Origin of the sequence: Enterobacter cloacae complex sp. IR5418 (assembly GCF_049238105.1) — a bacterium.
Taxonomy (GTDB): domain Bacteria; phylum Pseudomonadota; class Gammaproteobacteria; order Enterobacterales; family Enterobacteriaceae; genus Enterobacter; species Enterobacter hormaechei.
Window position 1 is genome coordinate 1 of record NZ_JBMKHS010000018.1, and the last position, 19321, is coordinate 19321.

Here is a 19321-nt window from a genome sequence, read left to right on the forward strand (position 1 = left end):
AAGATGCGTGATCTGATCCTTCAACTCAGCAAAAGTTCGATTTATTCAACAAAGTCGAAAGGAGGCTATCACCGGGCTTTTTTTTTATCGATGGAAATAACGTTTATAAATAAACAAGTTTATTCTTTCGTCGCAGCGGCCTTAAGGGATAATGCTGAGTCCAATTATTTCCCTGGAGTGTTTCGATGAAGAGCCTACCGTTCTTTTTCGCTGTATTAACCCTCAGCACATTAACAGCCTGTAGCTCTCCCCCACCAGACAACGTTGAAAAGATTAATCATCTGCAAATTCCGCTGGTATTGCCTGGCGAAAAACCACCGCAGGCACAGATATCACATATTGCCTCTCTCTATCAGGAAAATAAACAGCAGATTGATAATTTAACGCGCAGCGTTAAATCACAGTATCTTCAGGACACCTCCGCAAACGAAATTTTTATTGCGGACAGCGCTGTTCAACGCGTCTATGCCTCGCTGACCAAACTGGAACAGTTAGATATGGTTAATCAGCAATACCTGAAAGATAATAATGTTACGGGCCTGCAAAATATTCATATTATTCTTGAACCGTTATTCGCCAGCTGAAAACAAAAAACCCGGCAACATCGCAGCCGGGTTTTTATTAAGGGACAAAGCACGGGCATCAGTCGTACTGACCAAAGCGATAGCTAAGCCCTGCGGTGACGGAACTCAGGTCGCTGCTCACACCGATCTGGTTAGCATTGCCCACGTTGCTTACCCACTGATACTCCAGGCGACCCGCCCAGTTTTTATTGAAGGCGTATTCAGTACCCACGGCGGCAAGCGGGCGCACACCCGTTTCAAAGCGATTGTGACCACTTACATCGGATTCAGCGCGATAGCCCATTGCGCCAGCCCGGCCATAGATATCCCAGTCATTGGTCAGGGCGTAGCTGGCCTTCAGCGACATTTGCAGACCCTGAGTCTTCATTTGCGCCCCTGCGCCATGCTGACCTTTGATCTGCATATTACCTAAATAATCATAACCGCCTTCTACCGCAAGCCAGGGGGTGATCTGGTAACCCGTATACACACCCCCGCCGACATTATCATGATCAAAGTCGAAGTGGTCGGAATGGGTGTTCTCAAACGCTTTCGACCCCATATTGGTATCAAAATAGTGAGACCAGCCGAATTTCGCTCCGCCATACCAGGTGCCCGCATCTGCGGCTGCAAACGCTGAGGTGGCGGTAAACGCGTTAACCATAATCAAAGCGATAACTGTCTTTTTCATAAATATACCGTTTACTTGATAAAGATAAAACTTAGAAAGCAAACGATATAGAAAATTAACGTCGTCGTTAATTCCATTTCTGTTTAATTTTAAACTTTCCCTAGAATGATTCAGGTAAATGTCTGACTTCAAGCAGATATCCACCACGCTTAAAGGTAATATATTCCCCCTGCTTAAGGGCGGATAATACATTGAGTATACTGCTGCGAGAGAGCAGCGTACGATCCTGAATATATTCCAGAATCGTGGTACGCAAACGCGTCTCCTCCGGGAGTAAAATCATTTCCTGAAGGTGATTACGAATAACGGAATAGGTACGCTGTTGAAGTACCTGCGCATCACGGAATACCAGATAGGCGGTGTGATAGGAAAGCAGCGCGGCGACATCCTCCCAGACGCCCTCGGCACGAAATAACGCTGCCGCCTTGTCCGCATCGAGACGTAAAATAGTAGACTCCCTTTCCGCACGAAGAAAATGCCCCTGCGTAGGCTGGATCATCTCTGCAATACCAAACAAATGCGGCTCGTAAACGGTCACGACCACCAGTCCATCCGAGGCCCGCAGGAGGGACAGCTCTCCCTCCAGAAAGAGGTACATCTGCTGTTTCCCTTTGCGTAACCAGGTGAGTCGCTTACGCGGGACAACTTGCACTTTCTCCGCTATCGGCTCAAGGATAGCGGTTAATCTTTCGATGGATTTTTCGGGTCGAACAGGCGGTAAAATATGCATGGCACAACCTTCTGACAATGAATATCAGCCATTATAGACCATATATTTTAAGCGGTTAGCCAATCAAAACTGATAGCTGTAGTTGACGCTGGCAAACCAAAGATAAGGATGATCGTAACTTCCGGCAAACACCGCGGGTGATTTCACATGCGACGACTGCATATGCAGATACGATACGGCAAAACCAATATTGCTGGCCGGGGTGATCTGATACTGGGCTCCCGTGCCAAATCGCCACTCGTCGCCGGTGGGTAAGGTTAAGGCCACATCACTCTGGCTTTCATACGGCGAGCTGTCGAACGCCACACCGGCATTCAGTCGCCACTGAGGTGTTGGACGATACTGTACGCCCACCGCGCCGTGCCAGGTGTCCTTCAGGCGGCTGACATTGTTCAGTTGCTGATCTCCGACGACGATTTGCGGCGCACCGAACTGACTCCAGTCCTGCCAGCCGAGATCGCCCATCACCGACCACCGCGGGTTAATATCATGCACAAGACTGAGCATGATTTGCTGCGGCGCGCTGATTTGTGCCGACACCGGCAGGTCGTAGGTGCCATGCTGCACGCGCACTTTGCCGTTAATAGTGTAGCGATAGTTCGTCTCGCTGTTCCATGTAATACCGGCTCGCGTCTGGTCGGTCAGTTGCATGAGTAACCCAAGCCGATAGCTCATGGCCCAGTCCTCATCGTGCCGCCGGTAGTCGTTATCATTAACGTTGCGGGTCAGCGAGAAATAACCGTAATTAACGTTGGCGGACGCCCCTATTGAGAGGCGGTCGTTGAGCTTATAAGCCAGTGACGGACTGAGCGTCATTGCGACCAGAGTGCTCTTTTTAATCAGCCTGTCCCCTGCCCAGCTACCGTAATCGATCCCCAGACCGTAATTACCGTAAAGCCCCACGCCTGCATACAGATCATCGTTTATTTTCTGACTATAAAAGGCGCTGGCATTCGGGATGGTTTTCATCACGTCGCCGGGGCTTTGATGGGCATCGTTATCCAGCTGGTTGTCGATGGAGCCATCCATTACCTGTAACCCACCGGTGATCATATGATCCGGTAAGCGCGTCATGCCAGCAGGGTTGGTCATGATTGTAGAGGCATCCTGCGCACGAGCCGCCTGCCCTGCTCCGGCAAGCGCGGTGTCTTCGGTGCCAGCTTCATAAAAATAGAGTGCGCTGGCATGGGCACTGGAGGCGGCTAATACGCCAGCGCACAGGAGGTATCGTGTTTTCATCTGCGATCCGGGAAATAAAAAATTTGCCGACAGATATAACAGGAGAAAATGTAGGGGTAAAAAGGAAGAGGGTTTAATTTTAAATTATGCGCGGATCAGCCCCTCTGACTATTTTGGCAAATCAGCATGGATGGCAAGCGTTACTCCTCACAGGGATCCCCCTTGTCCTCTCGCATGGATTCAATAAACTCCCGTTGCTCCTGTGTGAGTTCAAGCTCATCCAGCAAGCGATCTAACTCTTCTTCAGGTGATTCCTTTTGATTTTTTCTTTTCCCGGTAGCCATACTCACCCTTGAGTTATTAGGATTAATCTCAGGGTATCCAGGGTACAGGAAATGTGCAACCTAGCGTGTTACACCATGGGTTATTGGTTGTTTAGCAGAGGAAGGTAAATGACAACGTTTGTTGAATAATATCTTGAATAACATGCTGAATCACAGCAACACCACCGACACCAGATACGGACTGGATTTAGACCAGTAAGTCGTTAGCCGTGCGATCGATGAGATGGATTTATAAACAGAGTTACGAGACAAGAGAACCTTTTACACGACTACAATCTCTCGTTTTCTGAAACAGACAGATCCATTCTCAACGATGTCTTACATCGGATATGATCAGGATGTGCAGGACGATTTATCAAAAGAGTTTTCTTTAGGATCACTTAACTCAAATGCACCCCATAGTTACATTTTGGTTTTGTTGCGTTTGCTCATTTACTCATCTGCATCAAAAACCTACACTTTCCGCATGGACTTATAAGCAAAATAAGGAAAAGGACGAATGGCCATTGGTCATTTTTTATTCAGAGGTGATAAGACAGCTTGCGGTGGTAGGATTATTGAAGGATGCCCCGACCATCATTTTTTCAATAAAGATATGGCATGTGAAAGCCATAAAGTAACCTGTGGCAAACATCCCGGGTATTATCGCATCTACGGCGGTCTTGATAGTGATACCCTACATGGTAAAAGAGTAGCCGGTACACTGCACAGCCGTAGTTCCTGTCCCTGCAATTCACGTTTTATTCCTTCCATTGATGACACTTACGAATTTTCTACAGAGGCAGAGAAAGCCGACACAGCCCAATCTCACGTTGTTAAATTTCCCATTCTCCCCGGCCCGATAGACGATCCCGAAAATGATAGCTTCGCTGACACCTGTAAGCCAGAAGATAACCTGCTATTGAACGGGGTTTACCTCTGGACTGAAATCACAGACGCAGGACATGCTTTCGTTTCCGTACATCAAGACAATTCGATTTATCTCTATACCTATGGTCGCTACGGCAGAACAGGCCCCGGGAATTTAACTGGAGATGGAATTTTAAACTTTCTGCAAGATGAAGACGCGAGGGTTTACTACAGAGCAGAGCTGTACCGAATGGGCGCAAGAGCGTTTAGAATAGATGATGCTGATCCAACGAAAACGAGGCAATTCTTTGAAGATCTTTGGAACAAGGGTGAAACAGCGATTCGCACATTGGAAATGAAAGAAACAACCCAACGCAGAGGCCGCACAATTGATGAGTACGACGTAACAGGAAACAACTGTACCACTCACTCTGTTGAAGGGATTAAGTTTGCTGGTTCAACGGTATTCGAGCACAACTACACATTGACTACGACGCAGATTCCTATCGAATCCGAAGAAGATTTCACAATCCCTGTCTCATTGCAGCGTTATCTTGAGTCAAAAAATTCTGACTTCTCATCAATGACAGTTGTTGAAATGACAGGCGAGTTTAAAAAAATGTATCCCAACAAGGACAATTTATCGCGATACCAAGGGCCGCCAAAGGGTAATGTTCAGCACATTGCAGTCGAAGCAGCTGCTACTGGCGATTCATTATCGCAGTATTCCAGCGGTACTTTTGGCGGTGTATTAGGTGGATCTTATGACGTTGACGAATAGGACTAAAACCATTCTCCGTTGGGGAGGGATTTGTATTGTCAGCCTGGGTTACTTTCTCGGACTGTTTGCAGCCTCGCAAGCATTCGAGATTTTCTCACAAAATCAGACACTTACCTCAAACACTGTTACATTAAAAGAGTATTACCAAGCTGTTGATTCGCTTGCTCAGGCTACAAACGGTGTTTTTGATGCGGCAATTTACGGTTTCGCAGTCTGCGTCCCTCTGATCCTGCTTATCTTCAAAAAAGTAAGATGAAGCCAAAGGCTGGAGATATTCAGCCTTTCCCCTTTTCCCCAATTTCAGATAATAGAAGCCATAAAGCCTGGTTGGTGATACAGCAACAAACGGAGCGTAGCGACTCCAACAGACTGTCAGAGTGATCACAACGCTGAGTTATACTGTCATCTCACCATGTAACTTAGCGTGACAGTTACCAAGGGCGGATCACAATGGTAGAACCCATAGGCGACTAAAATAGGTAACGATTTAAGTTGCTGATAGAAAAGGCTTTTAAGGCTTATCCACAAGAGAAGAAACTGGAGCGGGCGAAGGGAATCGAACCCTCGTATAGAGCTTGGGAAGCTCTCGTTCTACCATTGAACTACGCCCGCTTTGAGGTGCGTAAGGCATTATAGACCTTACGCCTCTTCATACAAGCCTTTACCCCACTAAGTGGCGATTAAATAATCACTTAGCACTTTGGTTTACTGCCCTGCACCGGAAGATAGCGCTGCGGATCGATGGCCGTGGCCTTATAGCGGATCTGGAAATGCAGCTTCACCGTATCCGTCCCGGTACTGCCCATGGTCGCAATCTTCTGCCCCGCCTTCACGTTCTGGCCGTTATTGACCAGCATCGTGTCGTTATGCGCATACGCCGTAATGTAATCCTCACCATGCTTAATCATGATCAGGTTACCGTATCCACGTAGCTGGTTACCGACATAGACCACCTTCCCGGCTCCGGAAGCGTAAACCGGTGTGCCGCGCGCGGCAGCGATATCAATACCTTTGTTTCCGCCTTCCGAGAGCGAGTACGGCGCCACCACTTTTCCGCTTGCAGGCCAGATCCAGCAGCGCTGACCGACCGGCGGCCAGGATGATTTAGGCACCTGATAGGATGGCGTGACTTTGGCTGTTTTACGCGTGGAGGACTTTTTCCCTGAGGAGGAACCGCCGTTAACCTTGAGCTTCTGTCCAACCTCAATGGTATACGGTGGAGAGATATTATTCAGGCGCGCCAGCTCCTTCACGCTGGTTCCGGTTGCGCGGGATATGCGGTAGAGCGTGTCCCCGCGCTTAACGGTATAGACTGCACCAGAATAACTGCCCATATCCGAAGATTTACTCCCCGAGCATCCCGCTATAAGTAGCGTCAGCGTCAGGCAGAAAACGGCAATGATCGGGTTTCTCGTCAGGCTTCCTGCAAACAAAACAGCTCCTCGGTCAGCGTGAATGGCGCACTATGATAGCAGCCCAAACTCATGCGGGTCATGCCCTTTTCCGCTCTGTGGGCCAAACCGTTCGGATAAGAATGCAGTATAATAATTCCGCTGATGGTGCTGAACCATTAAGCATTTTGGCACTGGAGCATCAATGAGTATTCAAGAACACGTTATTTTGGTAAATGACCAGGGAAAGGTGATTGGCACTCAGGAGAAGTACGCCGCGCACACGTCACACACCCCGCTACACCTGGCTTTCTCTTCATGGCTGTTTAACGCTCACGGAGAATGTCTGATCACCCGGCGCGCCTTAAGTAAAAAAGCCTGGCCCGGCGTATGGACGAACTCCGTTTGCGGACATCCACAGGCCGACGAAGCGACAGAGCAGGCGATTATCCGCCGCTGCCGCTTTGAAGTCGGCGCCGAAATCACGGACATCACCCCCATTGCCCCGGAGTTCCGCTATCGTGAAGCCGACCCGTCAGGGATCGTTGAAAACGAAATTTGCCCGGTATATGCCGCCCGCGTAACAAATACCCTCGCAATCAATAGCGAAGAAGTGATGGAGTATCAGTGGGTGAAGCTGGACGCGCTATTTCGCGCGCTGGACGCTACGCCGTGGGCTTTCAGTCCGTGGATGGTGCAGGAAGCGAACGCCGCGCGCGAAAAACTCAGCGCCTTCGCGGCGCAATAAAAAAGCCCCGGCGATAAACGCACGGGGCTTTTTTTACGTCTTAACGGCTTATTTCACCGGACGCATCGCCGGGAACAGGATCACGTCGCGGATGGTGTGGCTGTTGGTGAACAGCATTACCATACGGTCGATACCAATACCCAGGCCAGCCGTCGGCGGCAGACCGTGCTCCAGCGCGGTCACGTAGTCTTCGTCGAAGAACATCGCTTCGTCGTCGCCTGCCGCTTTCGCGTTAACCTGATCCTGGAAGCGCTGCGCCTGATCTTCTGCATCGTTCAGCTCGCTAAAGCCGTTACCGATTTCGCGGCCACCGATGAAGAATTCGAAGCGGTCAGTGATTTCCGGGTTCTCGTCATTACGACGCGCCAGCGGAGACACTTCCGCCGGGTATTCGGTGATGAAGGTCGGCTGAATCAGATGCGCTTCGGCCACTTCTTCGAAGATCTCGGTCACGATACGGCCCAGACCCCAGCTCTTCTCAACCTTGATACCGATGCTTTCCGCGATCGCTTTCGCAGAGTCGAAGTTATCCAGGTCAGCCATTTCGGTTTCCGGACGGTATTTCTTGATCGCTTCGCGCATGGTCAGTTTTTCGAACGGCTTGCCGAAGTCGAACACTTCTTCACCGTAAGGCACTTCGGTGGTGCCCAGAATGTCCTGCGCCAGGGTGCGGAACAGGGATTCGGTCAGCTCGATCAGATCTTTGTAATCCGCATACGCCATATAGAGTTCCATCATGGTGAACTCTGGGTTATGACGTACGGAGATACCTTCGTTACGGAAGTTACGGTTGATTTCAAACACGCGGTCGAAACCACCGACCACCAGACGCTTCAGGTACAGTTCCGGCGCGATACGCAGGTACATGTCGAGATCCAGAGCGTTGTGATGGGTGATGAACGGACGGGCAGAGGCACCGCCTGGGATCACCTGCATCATCGGGGTTTCCACTTCCATAAAGTCGCGGTTAACCATGAACTGGCGAATACCGGCCATGATCTGAGAGCGAATTTTGAAGGTCTTACGGGATTCATCGTTAGAGATAAGATCCAGGTAGCGCTGACGATAGCGCGCTTCCTGATCCTGCAAACCGTGGAACTTGTCCGGCAGCGGGCGCAGGGCTTTGGTCAGCAGACGCAGCTCGGTGCAGTGGATAGACAGTTCACCGGTTTTGGTTTTGAACAGCTTACCTTTTGCGCCCAGGATATCGCCCAGGTCCCATTTCTTGAACTGCTCGTTGTAGATGCCTTCCGGCAGGTCGTCACGAGAGACGTACAGCTGAATGCGGCCGCCCACGTCCTGTAAGGTCACGAAGGACGCTTTACCCATGATACGACGGGTCATCATGCGGCCCGCAACGGACACTTCAACGTTCAGCGCTTCCAGCTCTTCGTTCTCTTTACCGTCGAAGTCTGCGTGCAGTTGGTCTGAGGTGTGGTCACGACGAAAATCGTTCGGGAACGGCACGCCCTGCTCGCGCAGCGCTGCCAGCTTCTCGCGGCGGGTTTTCAGTTCGTTGTTAAGATCGACTACCGCGTCAGCGCCCTGTGCTTGTTGTTCAGACATGTTGGTTCCTCATAACCCTGCTTTCAAACTTGCTTCGATAAATTGGTCCAGGCTGCCGTCCAGCACCGCCTGCGTGTTACGGGTTTCAACCCCGGTACGCAGGTCTTTGATGCGGGAGTCATCAAGGACGTAAGAACGGATCTGGCTGCCCCAGCCGATGTCGGACTTGTTGTCTTCCATCGCCTGCTTCTCAGCATTTTTCTTCTGCATCTCCAGCTCATAAAGCTTCGCTTTCATCTGCTTCATGGCCTGGTCTTTGTTCTTATGCTGGGAACGGTCGTTCTGGCACTGTGTTACCAGCCCGGTTGGAATGTGGGTAATACGCACCGCGGATTCCGTACGGTTAACGTGCTGACCACCCGCGCCGGATGCGCGGTAAACGTCGATACGCAGGTCCGCCGGGTTGATGTCGATATCAATATCTTCATCCACTTCCGGGTAGACAAACGCGGAGCTGAAGGAGGTGTGACGACGACCGCCGGAGTCAAACGGGCTTTTACGCACCAGGCGGTGAACGCCGGTTTCAGTACGCAGCCAGCCGTAAGCATAATCACCAATAATCTTGATGGTGACGGATTTGATCCCCGCCACTTCACCCTCGGATTCTTCGATAATCTCGGTTTTGAAACCGCGCGCTTCCGCCCAGCGCAGGTACATGCGCATCAGCATGCTGGCCCAGTCCTGCGCTTCGGTACCGCCAGAACCTGCCTGAATATCGAGATAGCAGTCAGCGCTATCGTATTCGCCGGAGAACATGCGACGGAATTCCAGCTGCGCCAGCTTCTCTTCCAGCACGTCGAGTTCTGCCACGGCTTCGTTAAAGGTTTCTTCGTCGTCGGCTTCGACAGCCAGCTCCAGCAGCCCAGAAACATCTTCCAGACCCTGCGCCATTTGATCCAGCGTATCTACGATGGCTTCGAGGGAGGAACGCTCTTTACCCAGCGCCTGAGCGCGTTCAGGTTCGTTCCAGACGTCCGGCTGTTCCAGCTCGGCGTTTACTTCTTCGAGACGCTCTTTCTTGGCATCGTAGTCAAAGATACCCCCTAAGAACGTCAGAGCGCTCCGTGAGGTCCTGAATGCGGTTTTTTACCGGATTAATTTCAAACATGGTCTGTTTTCTTTTATGAGCTTGTCAAAATGCGGTGATAAGAGCGGGATTGTACCGAATCCACGCCCTTTTTTATAGAGATTACTGACGCTAAATTGGCCAGATATTGTCGATGATGATCTGAAGGGAGCGGTTACCGCGGAACTCGTTAATATCCAGCTTGTAGGCCAATTCAACCTCGCGCACGCCGTTGTCCGGCCAGATGGAGGTATCAACGTTAAAGGCGATGCCGTCGAGCAGCGGCCCGCCGCCGACCGGTTCCACCATCACTTTAAGATGGCGCTCGCCCACAATGCGCTGTTGCAACAGGCGAAAACGTCCGTCGAAAAGCGGCTCCGGGAACATCTGCCCCCAGGGGCCAGCATCGCGCAGCATCTGCGCCACGTCCATGGTCATTTCAGCCGGGGAAAGCTCGCCGTCAGAAACCACTTCTCCCTGCAACAGAGCCGGATCGATCCACTCGGTGACCAGTTGGCCAAACAGACGCTGAAACTCATCGAACTTCGCCTCTTCCAGCGACAGGCCCGCCGCCATCGCGTGGCCGCCGAACTTAATCATCAGATTCGGATGAAGCGTGTCGAGACGCTCCAGCGCATCGCGCATATGCAGCCCCTGAATGGAACGACCGGAGCCTTTCAGCGTGCCGTCTCCGGCGGGCGCAAAGGCAATGACCGGACGGTGGAAACGCTCTTTAATGCGCGACGCCAGAATGCCCACCACGCCCTGATGCCATTCGGGGTGATACATCGCCAGCCCGCCCGGCAGCGTTTCGCCGCTTCGCTCCAGCTTTTCGCACAGGGTCAGCGCTTCGGCCTGCATGCCCTGCTCAATCTCTTTACGGGTCTGGTTGAGTGCGTCCAGCTCACTGGCCAGCACGCGCGCTTCACCGATGTTGTCGCACAGCAGCAGCGCGACGCCAACCGACATATCGTCCAGCCGCCCCGCCGCGTTCAGGCGCGGGCCGAGAGCAAAGCCTAAATCGCTTGCCGCGAGCTTCAGCGGATCGCGGTTGGCGATCTCCAGCAGCGCCTTAATCCCCGGACGGCATTTACCTGCCCGAATGCGGCTTAAGCCCTGCCAGGTGAGGATACGGTTATTGGTATCGAGCGGCACCACGTCCGCCACGGTTCCCAGCGCCACCAGATCGAGATATTCCGCCAGGTTCGGCACGGCAATCCCGCGTGATTCGAACCAGCCCTTATCACGCAGCAACGTGCGCAACGCCAGCATCAGATAAAACGCCACCCCTACTCCGGCCAGCGATTTCGACGGGAAATCGCAGTCGCGCAGATTCGGGTTAATGATGGCTTCGGCGGCAGGCAGGGTTTCTCCGGGCAGGTGGTGATCGGTGACCAGTACCGGGATCCCCAGCGCATGGGCATGATCGACCCCCGCATGAGAAGAGATCCCGTTATCCACGGTCATGATCATCTGTGCGCCACGGGCATGGGCCTGATCGACCACTTCCGGGCTGAGGCCGTAGCCGTCTTCGAACCGGTTCGGCACCAGGTAAGCCACGTTATCGCAGCCCAGCGCACGCAGGCTGAGCACGCTCAGGGCGGTACTGGTTGCGCCGTCGGCATCGAAATCGCCCACCACCACAATGCGCGTCCCTTCACGGAACGCGTCGTAGAGCATTTCAGTCGCTTTTTCGATGCCACTCAACGCTTGCCAGGGCAGCATGCCTTTGACGCTGCGCTCAAGATCGCTTGCCGTACGCACGCCACGGCTGGCATACAGCCGCTTTAACAGTAGCGGAAGCGTGTCTGGTAAATCAGCGGTTTCACCCGCATCGCGGCGGCGCAGTTTTATCGGGGCTTTCACGCGAATTATTTACCACCCATCTGTTTCTGGTGCTCGTCGAGGAACGCTTTCATCTCTTTTGGCCCCTGATAGCCCGGCACCACGTAGCCGTTGCTCAGCACAATGGCTGGCGTACCGCTCACGCCAAACTGTACGCCCAGCGCGTAGTGGTTAGCGATGTCGATATCGCAGGACGCAGGCTTCACGCCTTTGCCGTTCATCGCGTCATCAAAGGCCTTATTACGGTCTTTCGCACACCAGATCGCTTTCATATCCTGCTCAGGCTGGCTCTGCACACCGGCGCGAGGGAAGGCCAGATAACGCACGGTAATGCCCAGCGCGTTGTAGTCTTTCATCTCTTCATGCAGCTTGTGGCAGTAGCCGCAGGTGATGTCGGTGAAGACGGTAATAACGTGTTTTTCCTGCGCCGCTTTGTAAACAATCATCTCTTTTTCGAGCGCGTTCAGGTTTTTCATCAGCAGCTGGTTAGTGACGTTGACCGGCTGCGCGCCGCTCACGTCGTACATGGGTCCCTGAATGATGTGCTTGCCGTCTTCGGTCACGTACAGCACACCGCTGTTGGTTAAAACGGTTTTCATGCCAGCCACCGGCGCTGGCTGGATCTCGCTGCTGGCGACGCCGAGTTTCGTCAGAGACTGTTTAATGGCGTCATCGTCCGCATGGGCAAAACCGGAAACCGAAGCTGCCAGCAGGGTGAGCAGCGCTAAAGACTTTTTCATATATGATCCTGTAACAATTCGTCGGCACTCACGCGCGAGGGTGGTGCTGTTGGTGTAGCTGCCGCAGGCGTTCCGTCGCGACATGGGTGTAAATCTGCGTCGTTGAAAGATCGCTGTGTCCAAGCAGCATCTGGACCACGCGTAAATCAGCGCCGTGGTTTAACAGATGCGTCGCGAAGGCGTGACGCAAAACGTGCGGCGACAGCTTCTCACTGTCAATACCCGCCAGTGTGGCGTAATGTTTAATGCGATGCCAGAACGTTTGTCGCGTCATCTGCTGTGCACGCTGGCTCGGGAACAAGACATCTATAGAGACGCCGTTCAGCAGCCACGGACGCCCGTGTTCGAGATAGGTCTCCAGCCAGTAGACCGCCTCTTCACCCAGCGGCACCAGCCGTTCTTTGTTCCCTTTACCGATGACGCGCACCACGCCCTGACGCAGGCTAATGTCGCTCATCGTCAGGCCAACCAGTTCAGAAACGCGCAAGCCCGTGGCATACAATAGTTCAAGCATGGCTTTATCGCGTAACTCCAGCGGAAGGTCAACTGCGGGCGACTGTAATAATCTCTCAACTTGTGCTTCGCTGAGATCTTTTGGCAACCGCTGAGGCAGTTTTGGCGATGCCAGCAGTGCGCTGGGATCATCCGCGCGGATCTTCTCGCGGTACAGATGCTGGAACAGGCGGCGCATGGCGCTCAGCAGACGCGCGGAGCTGGTAGCTTTGTAGCCCCCTTCCATCCGCTCAGCCAGTAACCCTTGCAGGTCATCGCTTTGCGCGCTTTCGAGCGTCAGCCCCCGGTGCGCCAGCCACTCCACCAGCAGAGTAAGATCCCGACGATAGGCGCTAAGCGTGTTTTCAGCGAGGTTTTTCTCCAGCCACAGCGCGTCGAGAAACTGTTCGATGAGTGCGAGATCCTTTTCCACATCAGCCCCTTTGGTTCTGCAATCTGGCCATTATGCCTGATTGCCATCGGTTTCTGGTACACTACGCGCAAAGTCATAGCAAGAATTGAGATAGTTACGCGATGAATATTGGTCTGTTCTATGGTTCCAGCACCTGCTACACCGAAATGGCGGCGGAGAAAATTCGCGACATCATTGGTCCGGAACTGGTGACGTTGCATAACCTGAAAGATGACGCGGTGGCGCTGATGGAGCAGTACGATGTGCTGATCCTCGGTATCCCGACCTGGGACTTCGGTGAGATACAGGAAGACTGGGAAGCCATCTGGGATCAGCTCGATTCAGTCAATTTTGACGGCAAAATCATTGCGATGTACGGCATGGGCGATCAGCTGGGCTACGGGGAGTGGTTCCTTGACGCACTCGGCATGCTGCATGACAAACTGGCGCCAAAGGGTGCGACGTTTATCGGCTACTGGCCAACAGAAGGCTATGAGTTCACCAGCCAGAAACCGATTATCGCCGACGGTCAGCTGTTTGTCGGGCTCGCGCTGGATGAAACCAACCAGTACGATCTCAGCGACGAGCGCCTGCAAACCTGGTGCGAGCAGATCCTGGGTGAGATGGCCGAGCAGTTCAGCTGATTTACTCCTGCGTCGGCTGTTGCACAATCAACCGGCGCAGATCACGCCACTCTGCGGGATCCATACTGTCTGCGGCCAGCCACAGGTGCTCGCGACGATTGTCCTCAACCCGTCGCAGCCGTAGCATCATCCCCGTGTTAAGCATCCACGGCGTCCCTGTCATCTCCCACTCTTTTCCCTGCCAGCGCAGGCGAGAATCCATCAGCAGCTTAATTTCACCCTGACGGGCGTTGATTCGACGCTGGCTGCGCACGCTGTCAAACACCACAAACGACAGTAATAGCAACCACAGCGGGGTATAGCTAAGTGGCCACGGCACCAGTAACACCAATGCCGCGACCAGACCGTGGAGCAGTAAGGACATCCACTGTGAGCGCCACGAGACGCGAAGATCAGATTGCCACAGGACCACGTTCCTGATTCCGTGTTTGAATTAATTGCACCATCCGTTGCAACTCGGTGTCGGCGGGCTTGCCGTGATTCATCAGCCAGTTGAATAAATCCGGATCGTCAGACTCAAGCAGACGGACAAACAGGCGCTTATCGTCATCGCTTAAGCTGTCGTACTCATACTCGAAGAAAGGCATGATGGAGATATCAAGCTCACGCATGCCGCGACGGCACGCCCAGTGAATACGGGCCTTGTTGTTAATATCCATGTTCTGTTTCCTGCATTACGTTTGGCACAGTCGGTATCCCGTTCGGTATTCATTATTGCTCTCCGGGAACACCTGCTAGTGTAACGTGTTTTTGACCGTTTCTTTACTGGAATATTGCGAACCTCGAGCAGGCTTCCTGAATATTCCTTACAAAGACAGCGGATTACACTATTTTGCGTAGCGCCACGCATAATCGCGTAATGGCACGAATGGCCTGCTGAAAGCGCTTGCATTGAATACAGTCTCTTTTACCATTAGGTATTATCAAAGCGTTAAGCAATTCAGGACATCACTATGGCATTTACACCATTTTCTCCTCGCCAGCCCGCCGCCTCTGCGCGTCTGCCGCTGACGCTGATTACTCTTGATGACTGGGCACTGGCGACACTGACCGGTGCGGACAGCGAAAAATACCTGCAAGGCCAGGTCACGGCGGACGTGGCGCAGTTGACGGAGCACCAGCATCTGCTGGCCGCGCATTGCGATCCAAAAGGCAAAATGTGGAGCAACCTGCGTCTGTTCCGCCGTCAGGACGGATTCGCCTTTATTGAGCGTCGCAGCCTGCGTGACGCCCAGCTTAAAGAGCTGAAAAAATACGCGGTCTTTTCTAAAGTCACCATCGCCCCGGACGATGAACACGTTCTGCTGGGGGTTGCGGGTTTCCAGGCGCGTGCAGCGCTGAAAAATCTGTTTGCCGAGCTACCGGATGCCGAAAAACAGCTGGTCAGCGAGGGTGCCACCTCCATTCTGTGGTTCGAACATCCGGCGGAACGCTTCCTGCTGGTAACCGACGTGGCCACGGCGGAACGCGTCACCGACGCCCTGCGCGGTGAAGCACAGCTCAACAACAGCCAGCAGTGGCTGGCGCTGAACATTGAAGCGGGCCTGCCGGTCATTGACGCGGCAAACAGCGCGCAGTTTATTCCGCAGGCGACAAACATCCAGGCGCTGGGCGGCATCAGCTTTAAGAAAGGCTGCTACACCGGTCAGGAGATGGTGGCGCGGGCGAAATTCCGCGGCGCGAACAAACGCGCCCTGTGGACGCTGGCAGGTCACGCCAGCCGCGTGCCGGAAGCGGGTGAAGATCTTGAGATGAAGATGGGCGAAAACTGGCGCCGTACCGGCACCGTGTTAGCCGCCGTCCAGCTCGATGATGGCCGCCTGCTGGTGCAGGTTGTCATGAATAATGACATGGAGCCCGACAGCGTGTTCCGCGTGCGGGATGATGCAAATACGCTCAGCATTGAGCCGCTGCCGTATTCTCTGGAAGATTGATGCTGTATCGCCCGGTGGCGCTGCGCTTACCGGGCCTACAGATCCCGTAGGTCGGGTAAGGCGAAGCCGCCACCCGACAACAAACTACACTTGCCCAACATACAAATAAATTGCCAGGAAGTGACACACGCTGCCGCCCAGCACAAAGCCGTGCCAGATGGCATGGTTGTACGGGATGCGCTTGCAGACGTAAAAAATCACGCCCAGCGAGTAGACCACACCGCCCACCGCCAGAAGCGTTACGCCGCCTACCGACAGCTTAACGGCTAACTGATATACCACAATCAGCGACAGCCAGCCCATTGTCAGATAGGTAACCAGCGACAGCACTTTAAACCGGTGCGCAATGGTCAGCTTAAACAGGATCCCCAGCAGCGCCAGGCTCCAGATCACAATCATCAGGCCGCGCGACAGCGGTGAGTTGAGTCCCACCAGCAAAAACGGCGTGTAAGTACCTGCAATAAGAAGATAGATAGCGCAGTGGTCAAATTTCTTAAGCCATATCTTCGCCCGTTGATGCGGAATAGCGTGATACAGCGTTGAGGCCAGGAAAAGCAGGATCATACTCCCGCCATACAGGCTGTAGCTGGTTATCGCCATCGCGCTGGCATTAGTATCCACCGCCTGCACCAGCAGTAACACTAAACCGACAATCCCAAACACCAGGCCAATGCCGTGGCTTATACTGTTGGCTACTTCCTCAGCCAGCGAATATCCCTGTGCGATTAATGGTCTGCTCACCATACTTAACTCCGGGAAAACAAAAGATGATTATTCATCGCCAGTCTATGCTAACTGAGAATGATTCCAGTGAACACCTGTTAGCTAAAATAAATCCACATTCAAGATTTATCCTTATAAATCAGATAACTGCAAATACAATCCACCGCACAGGTGTAAATAATTTCATTAACATCTGAGTAATCAAGGAGATAAATCCGTCTCCCGCCCTTCGTCATCATGGTATGATTTATGAATAGTGTCCGACAGCGAGTTTAGCCATTGTGAGTATGTTCAGCCATTCCGCCATTGCCAGCCTCAACAATCTGGAAATGATGGTCTATAACTATGTCATTAAGAACCGCGACAAAGTGATGTACATGACCATCCGCGAGCTGGCGGATGCGGCGGGGGTCTCTACTACCACTATCCTGCGCTTCTGCCGTAAGCTCAACTGCGAAGGCTACTCGGAATTTCGGGTGCGCTTTAAACTCTATCTGGAACAAAACGAGCCGCAGCAGGCGAATTTTGGTGCCAGTGAAATTATCAGCTTCTTCAAAAGCGTAAATAACGAAGAGTTCGATGCGCTATTAGATAAAGCCGTCGATATTATTTTATCTTCTGAACGAATTATTTTTGTCGGTGCGGGCACCTCCGGATCGCTGGCAAAATATGGCGCACGTTTCTTTTCAAATATCGGAAAGTTCAGCAACCATATCGACGACCCTTATTTCCCGGTCACGAATGATATGGCTAAAAATGCGCTGGCCATTGTCCTCTCCGTCTCCGGCGAAACCGAAGAGATCCTGCGCTTCGCCAGTCAGTTCAGCCTGCACCACTGCAAGGTGCTCTCCATCACCAGCCACGAACATTCGCGTCTCGCGAAGCTCGCAGACTTTAACCTCTCCTGGCATGTCCCGCAAACGCGCATTGGCGGCGTATACGATATCACCACGCAAATTCCCGTCATCTATATTCTGGAATCATTAGGCCGGAAACTGGCGAAGAAATTAACAGAATAAAACATCCTGTTTTTTTGATGTGACAAATTACAATTTCCGCAAAATGTTATATCGTGACATTTAATTCCGCTTTGCTAGACTCGAAATCAATAAATCCTGAATTGAGAATAGCAAAGATGAAAAAACTCACCTTACCGAAAGATTTTTTATGGGGCGGCGCGGTGGCGGCGCATCAGGTTGAAGGCGGCTGGAACAAAGGCGGCAAAGGGCCAAGCATCTGCGACGTGCTCACCGGCGGTGCACACGGCGTTCCGCGCGAAATCACGCAGGAAGTGATTGAAGGCAAATATTACCCGAACCACGAAGCCGTCGACTTCTATAGTCATTACAAAGAAGACATCAAGCTGTTTGCCGAGATGGGCTTCAAATGTTTCCGTACCTCCATCGCCTGGACGCGCATCTTCCCGAAAGGCGACGAAACTCAGCCAAACGAAGAGGGGCTGAAGTTTTACGACGACATGTTCGATGAACTGCTGAAGTACAACATCGAGCCGGTGATCACCCTCTCCCACTTCGAAATGCCGCTGCACCTCGTTCAGGAATACGGCGGATGGACCAACCGTAAAGTGGTCGATTTCTTTGTGCGCTTCTCGGAAGTGGTATTTGAGCGCTACAAAAATAAGGTCAAATACTGGATGACCTTCAACGAAATCAACAACCAGCGCAACTGGCGTGCGCCACTGTTCGGCTACTGCTGCTCCGGCGTGGTTTATACCGAGCACGACAACCCGGAAGAGACCATGTACCAGGTGCTGCACCACCAGTTCGTGGCCAGCGCGCTGGCGGTGAAAGCCGCACGCCGCATTAACCCGGAGATGAAAGTCGGCTGCATGCTGGCGATGGTGGCGCTCTATCCGTACTCCTGTAAGCCAGAGGACGTGATGTTCGCTCAGGGATCCATGCGCGAGCGCTACGTCTTTACCGACGTACAGCTGCGCGGCTACTACCCGTCCTACGTGCTGAACGAGTGGGAGCGCCGTGGCTTCTCCATCAAAATGGAAGCAGGCGACGAGCAGATCCTGCGTGAAGGCACCTGCGACTACTTAGGTTTCAGCTACTACATGACCAACGCGGTCAAAGCGGAAGGCGGCACCGGCGACGCCATTTCCGGCTTCGAGGGCAGCGTGCCGAACCCATACGTCAAGGCGTCCGACTGGGGCTGGCAGATTGATCCGGTAGGCCTGCGCTATTCGCTGTGTGAACTGTACGAGCGTTACCAGAAGCCGCTGTTTATCGTGGAAAACGGTTTCGGCGCCTACGACAACGTGGAAGAGGACGGCAGCATCAACGATGACTACCGCATCGACTACCTGCGCGCCCACGTGGAAGAGATGATGAAGGCGGTGACCTGGGACGGCGTGGATCTGATGGGCTACACCCCGTGGGGCTGCATAGACTGCGTCTCCTTCACCACCGGCCAGTACAGCAAGCGCTACGGCTTTATCTACGTCAACAAGCACGACGACGGCACCGGTGACATGTCCCGCTCCCGTAAGAAGAGCTTTGAGTGGTATAAAACCGTCATTGCCAGCAACGGCGAAACGCTGTAATGGCTCGCCCTCTCTGCAAGCGGAGAGGGCAAACCGCTTATCTTCCAGACACTT

The 19321-nt window shown here is 52.9% G+C and carries 21 protein-coding genes, 1 tRNA gene and 1 pseudogene; 9 read left to right on the plus strand and 14 right to left on the minus strand.

Going from position 1 to position 19321, the window contains the following annotated elements; genetic code table 11:
* Together ACOTX7_RS14630 and ACOTX7_RS14635 are read left to right on the plus strand one after the other, a co-directional pair.
* Positions 1 to 189: pseudogene (locus tag ACOTX7_RS14630) on the plus strand (hypothetical protein); the annotation flags it as partial.
* The gene (locus ACOTX7_RS14635; RefSeq protein WP_047355212.1) at positions 186 to 584 is read left to right on the plus strand and encodes a hypothetical protein; all 399 of its coding nucleotides are present in this window, start codon (positions 186 to 188) and stop codon (positions 582 to 584) included. The pseudogene ACOTX7_RS14630 and the gene ACOTX7_RS14635, both read left to right, overlap by 4 nt.
* Before the next feature lie 58 nt (positions 585 to 642).
* On the opposite strand, the gene ACOTX7_RS14640 is transcribed toward ACOTX7_RS14635, so the two are convergent.
* From ACOTX7_RS14640 to ACOTX7_RS14655, 4 genes are all read right to left on the minus strand, one after another.
* The gene (locus ACOTX7_RS14640) at positions 643 to 1254 is read right to left on the minus strand and encodes an outer membrane beta-barrel protein (RefSeq protein ID WP_006811860.1); all 612 of its coding nucleotides are present in this window, start codon (positions 1252 to 1254) and stop codon (positions 643 to 645) included.
* 100 nt (positions 1255 to 1354) lie between these two features.
* Complete coding sequence (locus ACOTX7_RS14645) at positions 1355 to 1984, minus strand: winged helix-turn-helix transcriptional regulator (protein ID WP_006811861.1); 630 nt, start codon at positions 1982 to 1984, stop codon at positions 1355 to 1357.
* Positions 1985 to 2047: 63 nt separating this feature from the next.
* Positions 2048 to 3223 carry an OmpP1/FadL family transporter gene (locus ACOTX7_RS14650; protein WP_221813596.1) on the minus strand — a complete coding sequence of 392 codons (1176 nt, stop codon included), beginning with the start codon at positions 3221 to 3223 and terminating at the stop codon, positions 2048 to 2050.
* Between the two features lie 140 nt (positions 3224 to 3363).
* On the minus strand, positions 3364 to 3507 hold the full coding sequence (locus tag ACOTX7_RS14655; RefSeq protein WP_048339495.1) for a hypothetical protein: 144 nt from the start codon (positions 3505 to 3507) through the stop codon (positions 3364 to 3366).
* A 499-nt stretch (positions 3508 to 4006) separates the two neighbouring features.
* On the opposite strand from ACOTX7_RS14655, the gene ACOTX7_RS14660 reads away from it, so the two are divergent.
* Both ACOTX7_RS14660 and ACOTX7_RS14665 read left to right on the plus strand, forming a co-directional pair.
* Entirely contained in the window at positions 4007 to 5137 is a 1131-nt protein-coding gene (locus tag ACOTX7_RS14660) for a PAAR domain-containing protein (RefSeq protein ID WP_221813595.1), read from the plus strand.
* On the plus strand, positions 5121 to 5393 hold the full coding sequence (locus tag ACOTX7_RS14665) for a hypothetical protein (protein ID WP_221813594.1): 273 nt from the start codon (positions 5121 to 5123) through the stop codon (positions 5391 to 5393). The genes ACOTX7_RS14660 and ACOTX7_RS14665 overlap by 17 nt, the downstream gene beginning before the upstream one ends.
* A 282-nt stretch (positions 5394 to 5675) precedes the next feature.
* Here ACOTX7_RS14665 and ACOTX7_RS14670 read toward each other — a convergent pair.
* Positions 5676 to 5749, minus strand: a tRNA-Gly gene (locus tag ACOTX7_RS14670).
* 80 nt (positions 5750 to 5829) lie between these two features.
* A complete protein-coding gene (gene actS, locus ACOTX7_RS14675) occupies positions 5830 to 6570 on the minus strand; it encodes an amidase activator ActS (RefSeq protein ID WP_221256434.1) in 741 nt (246 codons plus the stop codon).
* 163 nt (positions 6571 to 6733) lie between these two features.
* Here actS and idi point away from each other — a divergent pair, with 163 nt between their 5' ends.
* Positions 6734 to 7276 (plus strand): isopentenyl-diphosphate Delta-isomerase, encoded by a 543-nt coding sequence (idi, locus tag ACOTX7_RS14680; RefSeq protein WP_006811867.1) that lies wholly within the window; start codon positions 6734 to 6736, stop codon positions 7274 to 7276.
* Between the two features lie 48 nt (positions 7277 to 7324).
* Here the strand turns inward: idi and lysS are convergent, their stop codons facing one another.
* The 5 genes from lysS to xerD form a co-directional block, all read right to left on the minus strand.
* Positions 7325 to 8842 carry a lysine--tRNA ligase gene (gene lysS / locus ACOTX7_RS14685; protein WP_006811868.1) on the minus strand — a complete coding sequence of 506 codons (1518 nt, stop codon included), beginning with the start codon at positions 8840 to 8842 and terminating at the stop codon, positions 7325 to 7327.
* A 9-nt stretch (positions 8843 to 8851) separates the two neighbouring features.
* Positions 8852 to 9950 (minus strand): peptide chain release factor 2 gene (prfB, locus tag ACOTX7_RS14690; RefSeq protein ID WP_096147815.1). Its coding sequence is split into 2 segments (ribosomal slippage): positions 8852 to 9874 and positions 9876 to 9950, totalling 1098 coding nucleotides; the frame shifts between segments, so codons are not numbered across the junction.
* A gap of 90 nt (positions 9951 to 10040) precedes the next feature.
* Positions 10041 to 11774, minus strand: a complete 1734-nt coding sequence (gene recJ / locus ACOTX7_RS14695; RefSeq protein WP_221256435.1) for a single-stranded-DNA-specific exonuclease RecJ — start codon at positions 11772 to 11774, stop codon at positions 10041 to 10043.
* Positions 11775 to 11779: 5 nt separating this feature from the next.
* On the minus strand, positions 11780 to 12493 hold the full coding sequence (dsbC, locus tag ACOTX7_RS14700; RefSeq protein WP_213828005.1) for a bifunctional protein-disulfide isomerase/oxidoreductase DsbC: 714 nt from the start codon (positions 12491 to 12493) through the stop codon (positions 11780 to 11782).
* Between the two features lie 28 nt (positions 12494 to 12521).
* On the minus strand, positions 12522 to 13418 hold the full coding sequence (xerD, locus tag ACOTX7_RS14705) for a site-specific tyrosine recombinase XerD (RefSeq protein WP_003863442.1): 897 nt from the start codon (positions 13416 to 13418) through the stop codon (positions 12522 to 12524).
* Positions 13419 to 13519: 101 nt separating this feature from the next.
* Here xerD and fldB point away from each other — a divergent pair, with 101 nt between their 5' ends.
* Entirely contained in the window at positions 13520 to 14041 is a 522-nt protein-coding gene (gene fldB / locus ACOTX7_RS14710) for a flavodoxin FldB (protein WP_006811872.1), read from the plus strand.
* A gap of 1 nt (position 14042) precedes the next feature.
* Here fldB and ACOTX7_RS14715 read toward each other — a convergent pair whose 3' ends face one another.
* Together ACOTX7_RS14715 and sdhE are read right to left on the minus strand one after the other, a co-directional pair.
* Entirely contained in the window at positions 14043 to 14453 is a 411-nt protein-coding gene (locus ACOTX7_RS14715; protein ID WP_032674037.1) for a protein YgfX, read from the minus strand.
* Positions 14434 to 14700 (minus strand): FAD assembly factor SdhE, encoded by a 267-nt coding sequence (gene sdhE / locus ACOTX7_RS14720; protein ID WP_003863437.1) that lies wholly within the window; start codon positions 14698 to 14700, stop codon positions 14434 to 14436. The genes ACOTX7_RS14715 and sdhE overlap by 20 nt, the downstream gene beginning before the upstream one ends.
* A 294-nt stretch (positions 14701 to 14994) precedes the next feature.
* On the opposite strand from sdhE, the gene ygfZ reads away from it, so the two are divergent.
* Positions 14995 to 15975 carry a tRNA-modifying protein YgfZ gene (gene ygfZ / locus ACOTX7_RS14725; protein ID WP_205924545.1) on the plus strand — a complete coding sequence of 327 codons (981 nt, stop codon included), beginning with the start codon at positions 14995 to 14997 and terminating at the stop codon, positions 15973 to 15975.
* 84 nt (positions 15976 to 16059) lie between these two features.
* Here the strand turns inward: ygfZ and trhA are convergent, their stop codons facing one another.
* Complete coding sequence (gene trhA / locus ACOTX7_RS14730; RefSeq protein ID WP_006811875.1) at positions 16060 to 16719, minus strand: PAQR family membrane homeostasis protein TrhA; 660 nt, start codon at positions 16717 to 16719, stop codon at positions 16060 to 16062.
* Positions 16720 to 16985: 266 nt separating this feature from the next.
* Here trhA and ACOTX7_RS14735 point away from each other — a divergent pair, with 266 nt between their 5' ends.
* Both ACOTX7_RS14735 and bglA read left to right on the plus strand, forming a co-directional pair.
* Positions 16986 to 17717 carry a MurR/RpiR family transcriptional regulator gene (locus ACOTX7_RS14735; protein WP_006811877.1) on the plus strand — a complete coding sequence of 244 codons (732 nt, stop codon included), beginning with the start codon at positions 16986 to 16988 and terminating at the stop codon, positions 17715 to 17717.
* Between the two features lie 116 nt (positions 17718 to 17833).
* Positions 17834 to 19267, plus strand: coding sequence for a 6-phospho-beta-glucosidase BglA (gene bglA, locus ACOTX7_RS14740; RefSeq protein WP_047355206.1), 1434 nt, complete (start codon positions 17834 to 17836; stop codon positions 19265 to 19267).
* The last annotated feature ends 54 nt before the right edge of the window (positions 19268 to 19321 follow it).

Coding starts and splice junctions, on each gene's coding strand:
- ACOTX7_RS14635 (WP_047355212.1), top strand. CDS start 186: ATGAAGAGCCTACCGTTCTTTTTCGCTGTATTAACCCTCAGCACATTA.
- ACOTX7_RS14640 (WP_006811860.1), bottom strand. CDS start 1,254: ATGAAAAAGACAGTTATCGCTTTGATTATGGTTAACGCGTTTACCGCC.
- ACOTX7_RS14645 (WP_006811861.1), bottom strand. CDS start 1,984: ATGCATATTTTACCGCCTGTTCGACCCGAAAAATCCATCGAAAGATTA.
- ACOTX7_RS14650 (WP_221813596.1), bottom strand. CDS start 3,223: ATGAAAACACGATACCTCCTGTGCGCTGGCGTATTAGCCGCCTCCAGT.
- ACOTX7_RS14655 (WP_048339495.1), bottom strand. CDS start 3,507: ATGGCTACCGGGAAAAGAAAAAATCAAAAGGAATCACCTGAAGAAGAG.
- ACOTX7_RS14660 (WP_221813595.1), top strand. CDS start 4,007: ATGGCCATTGGTCATTTTTTATTCAGAGGTGATAAGACAGCTTGCGGT.
- ACOTX7_RS14665 (WP_221813594.1), top strand. CDS start 5,121: ATGACGTTGACGAATAGGACTAAAACCATTCTCCGTTGGGGAGGGATT.
- idi (WP_006811867.1), top strand. CDS start 6,734: ATGAGTATTCAAGAACACGTTATTTTGGTAAATGACCAGGGAAAGGTG.
- lysS (WP_006811868.1), bottom strand. CDS start 8,842: ATGTCTGAACAACAAGCACAGGGCGCTGACGCGGTAGTCGATCTTAAC.
- dsbC (WP_213828005.1), bottom strand. CDS start 12,493: ATGAAAAAGTCTTTAGCGCTGCTCACCCTGCTGGCAGCTTCGGTTTCC.
- fldB (WP_006811872.1), top strand. CDS start 13,520: ATGAATATTGGTCTGTTCTATGGTTCCAGCACCTGCTACACCGAAATG.
- sdhE (WP_003863437.1), bottom strand. CDS start 14,700: ATGGATATTAACAACAAGGCCCGTATTCACTGGGCGTGCCGTCGCGGC.
- ygfZ (WP_205924545.1), top strand. CDS start 14,995: ATGGCATTTACACCATTTTCTCCTCGCCAGCCCGCCGCCTCTGCGCGT.
- trhA (WP_006811875.1), bottom strand. CDS start 16,719: ATGGTGAGCAGACCATTAATCGCACAGGGATATTCGCTGGCTGAGGAA.
- ACOTX7_RS14735 (WP_006811877.1), top strand. CDS start 16,986: ATGTTCAGCCATTCCGCCATTGCCAGCCTCAACAATCTGGAAATGATG.
- bglA (WP_047355206.1), top strand. CDS start 17,834: ATGAAAAAACTCACCTTACCGAAAGATTTTTTATGGGGCGGCGCGGTG.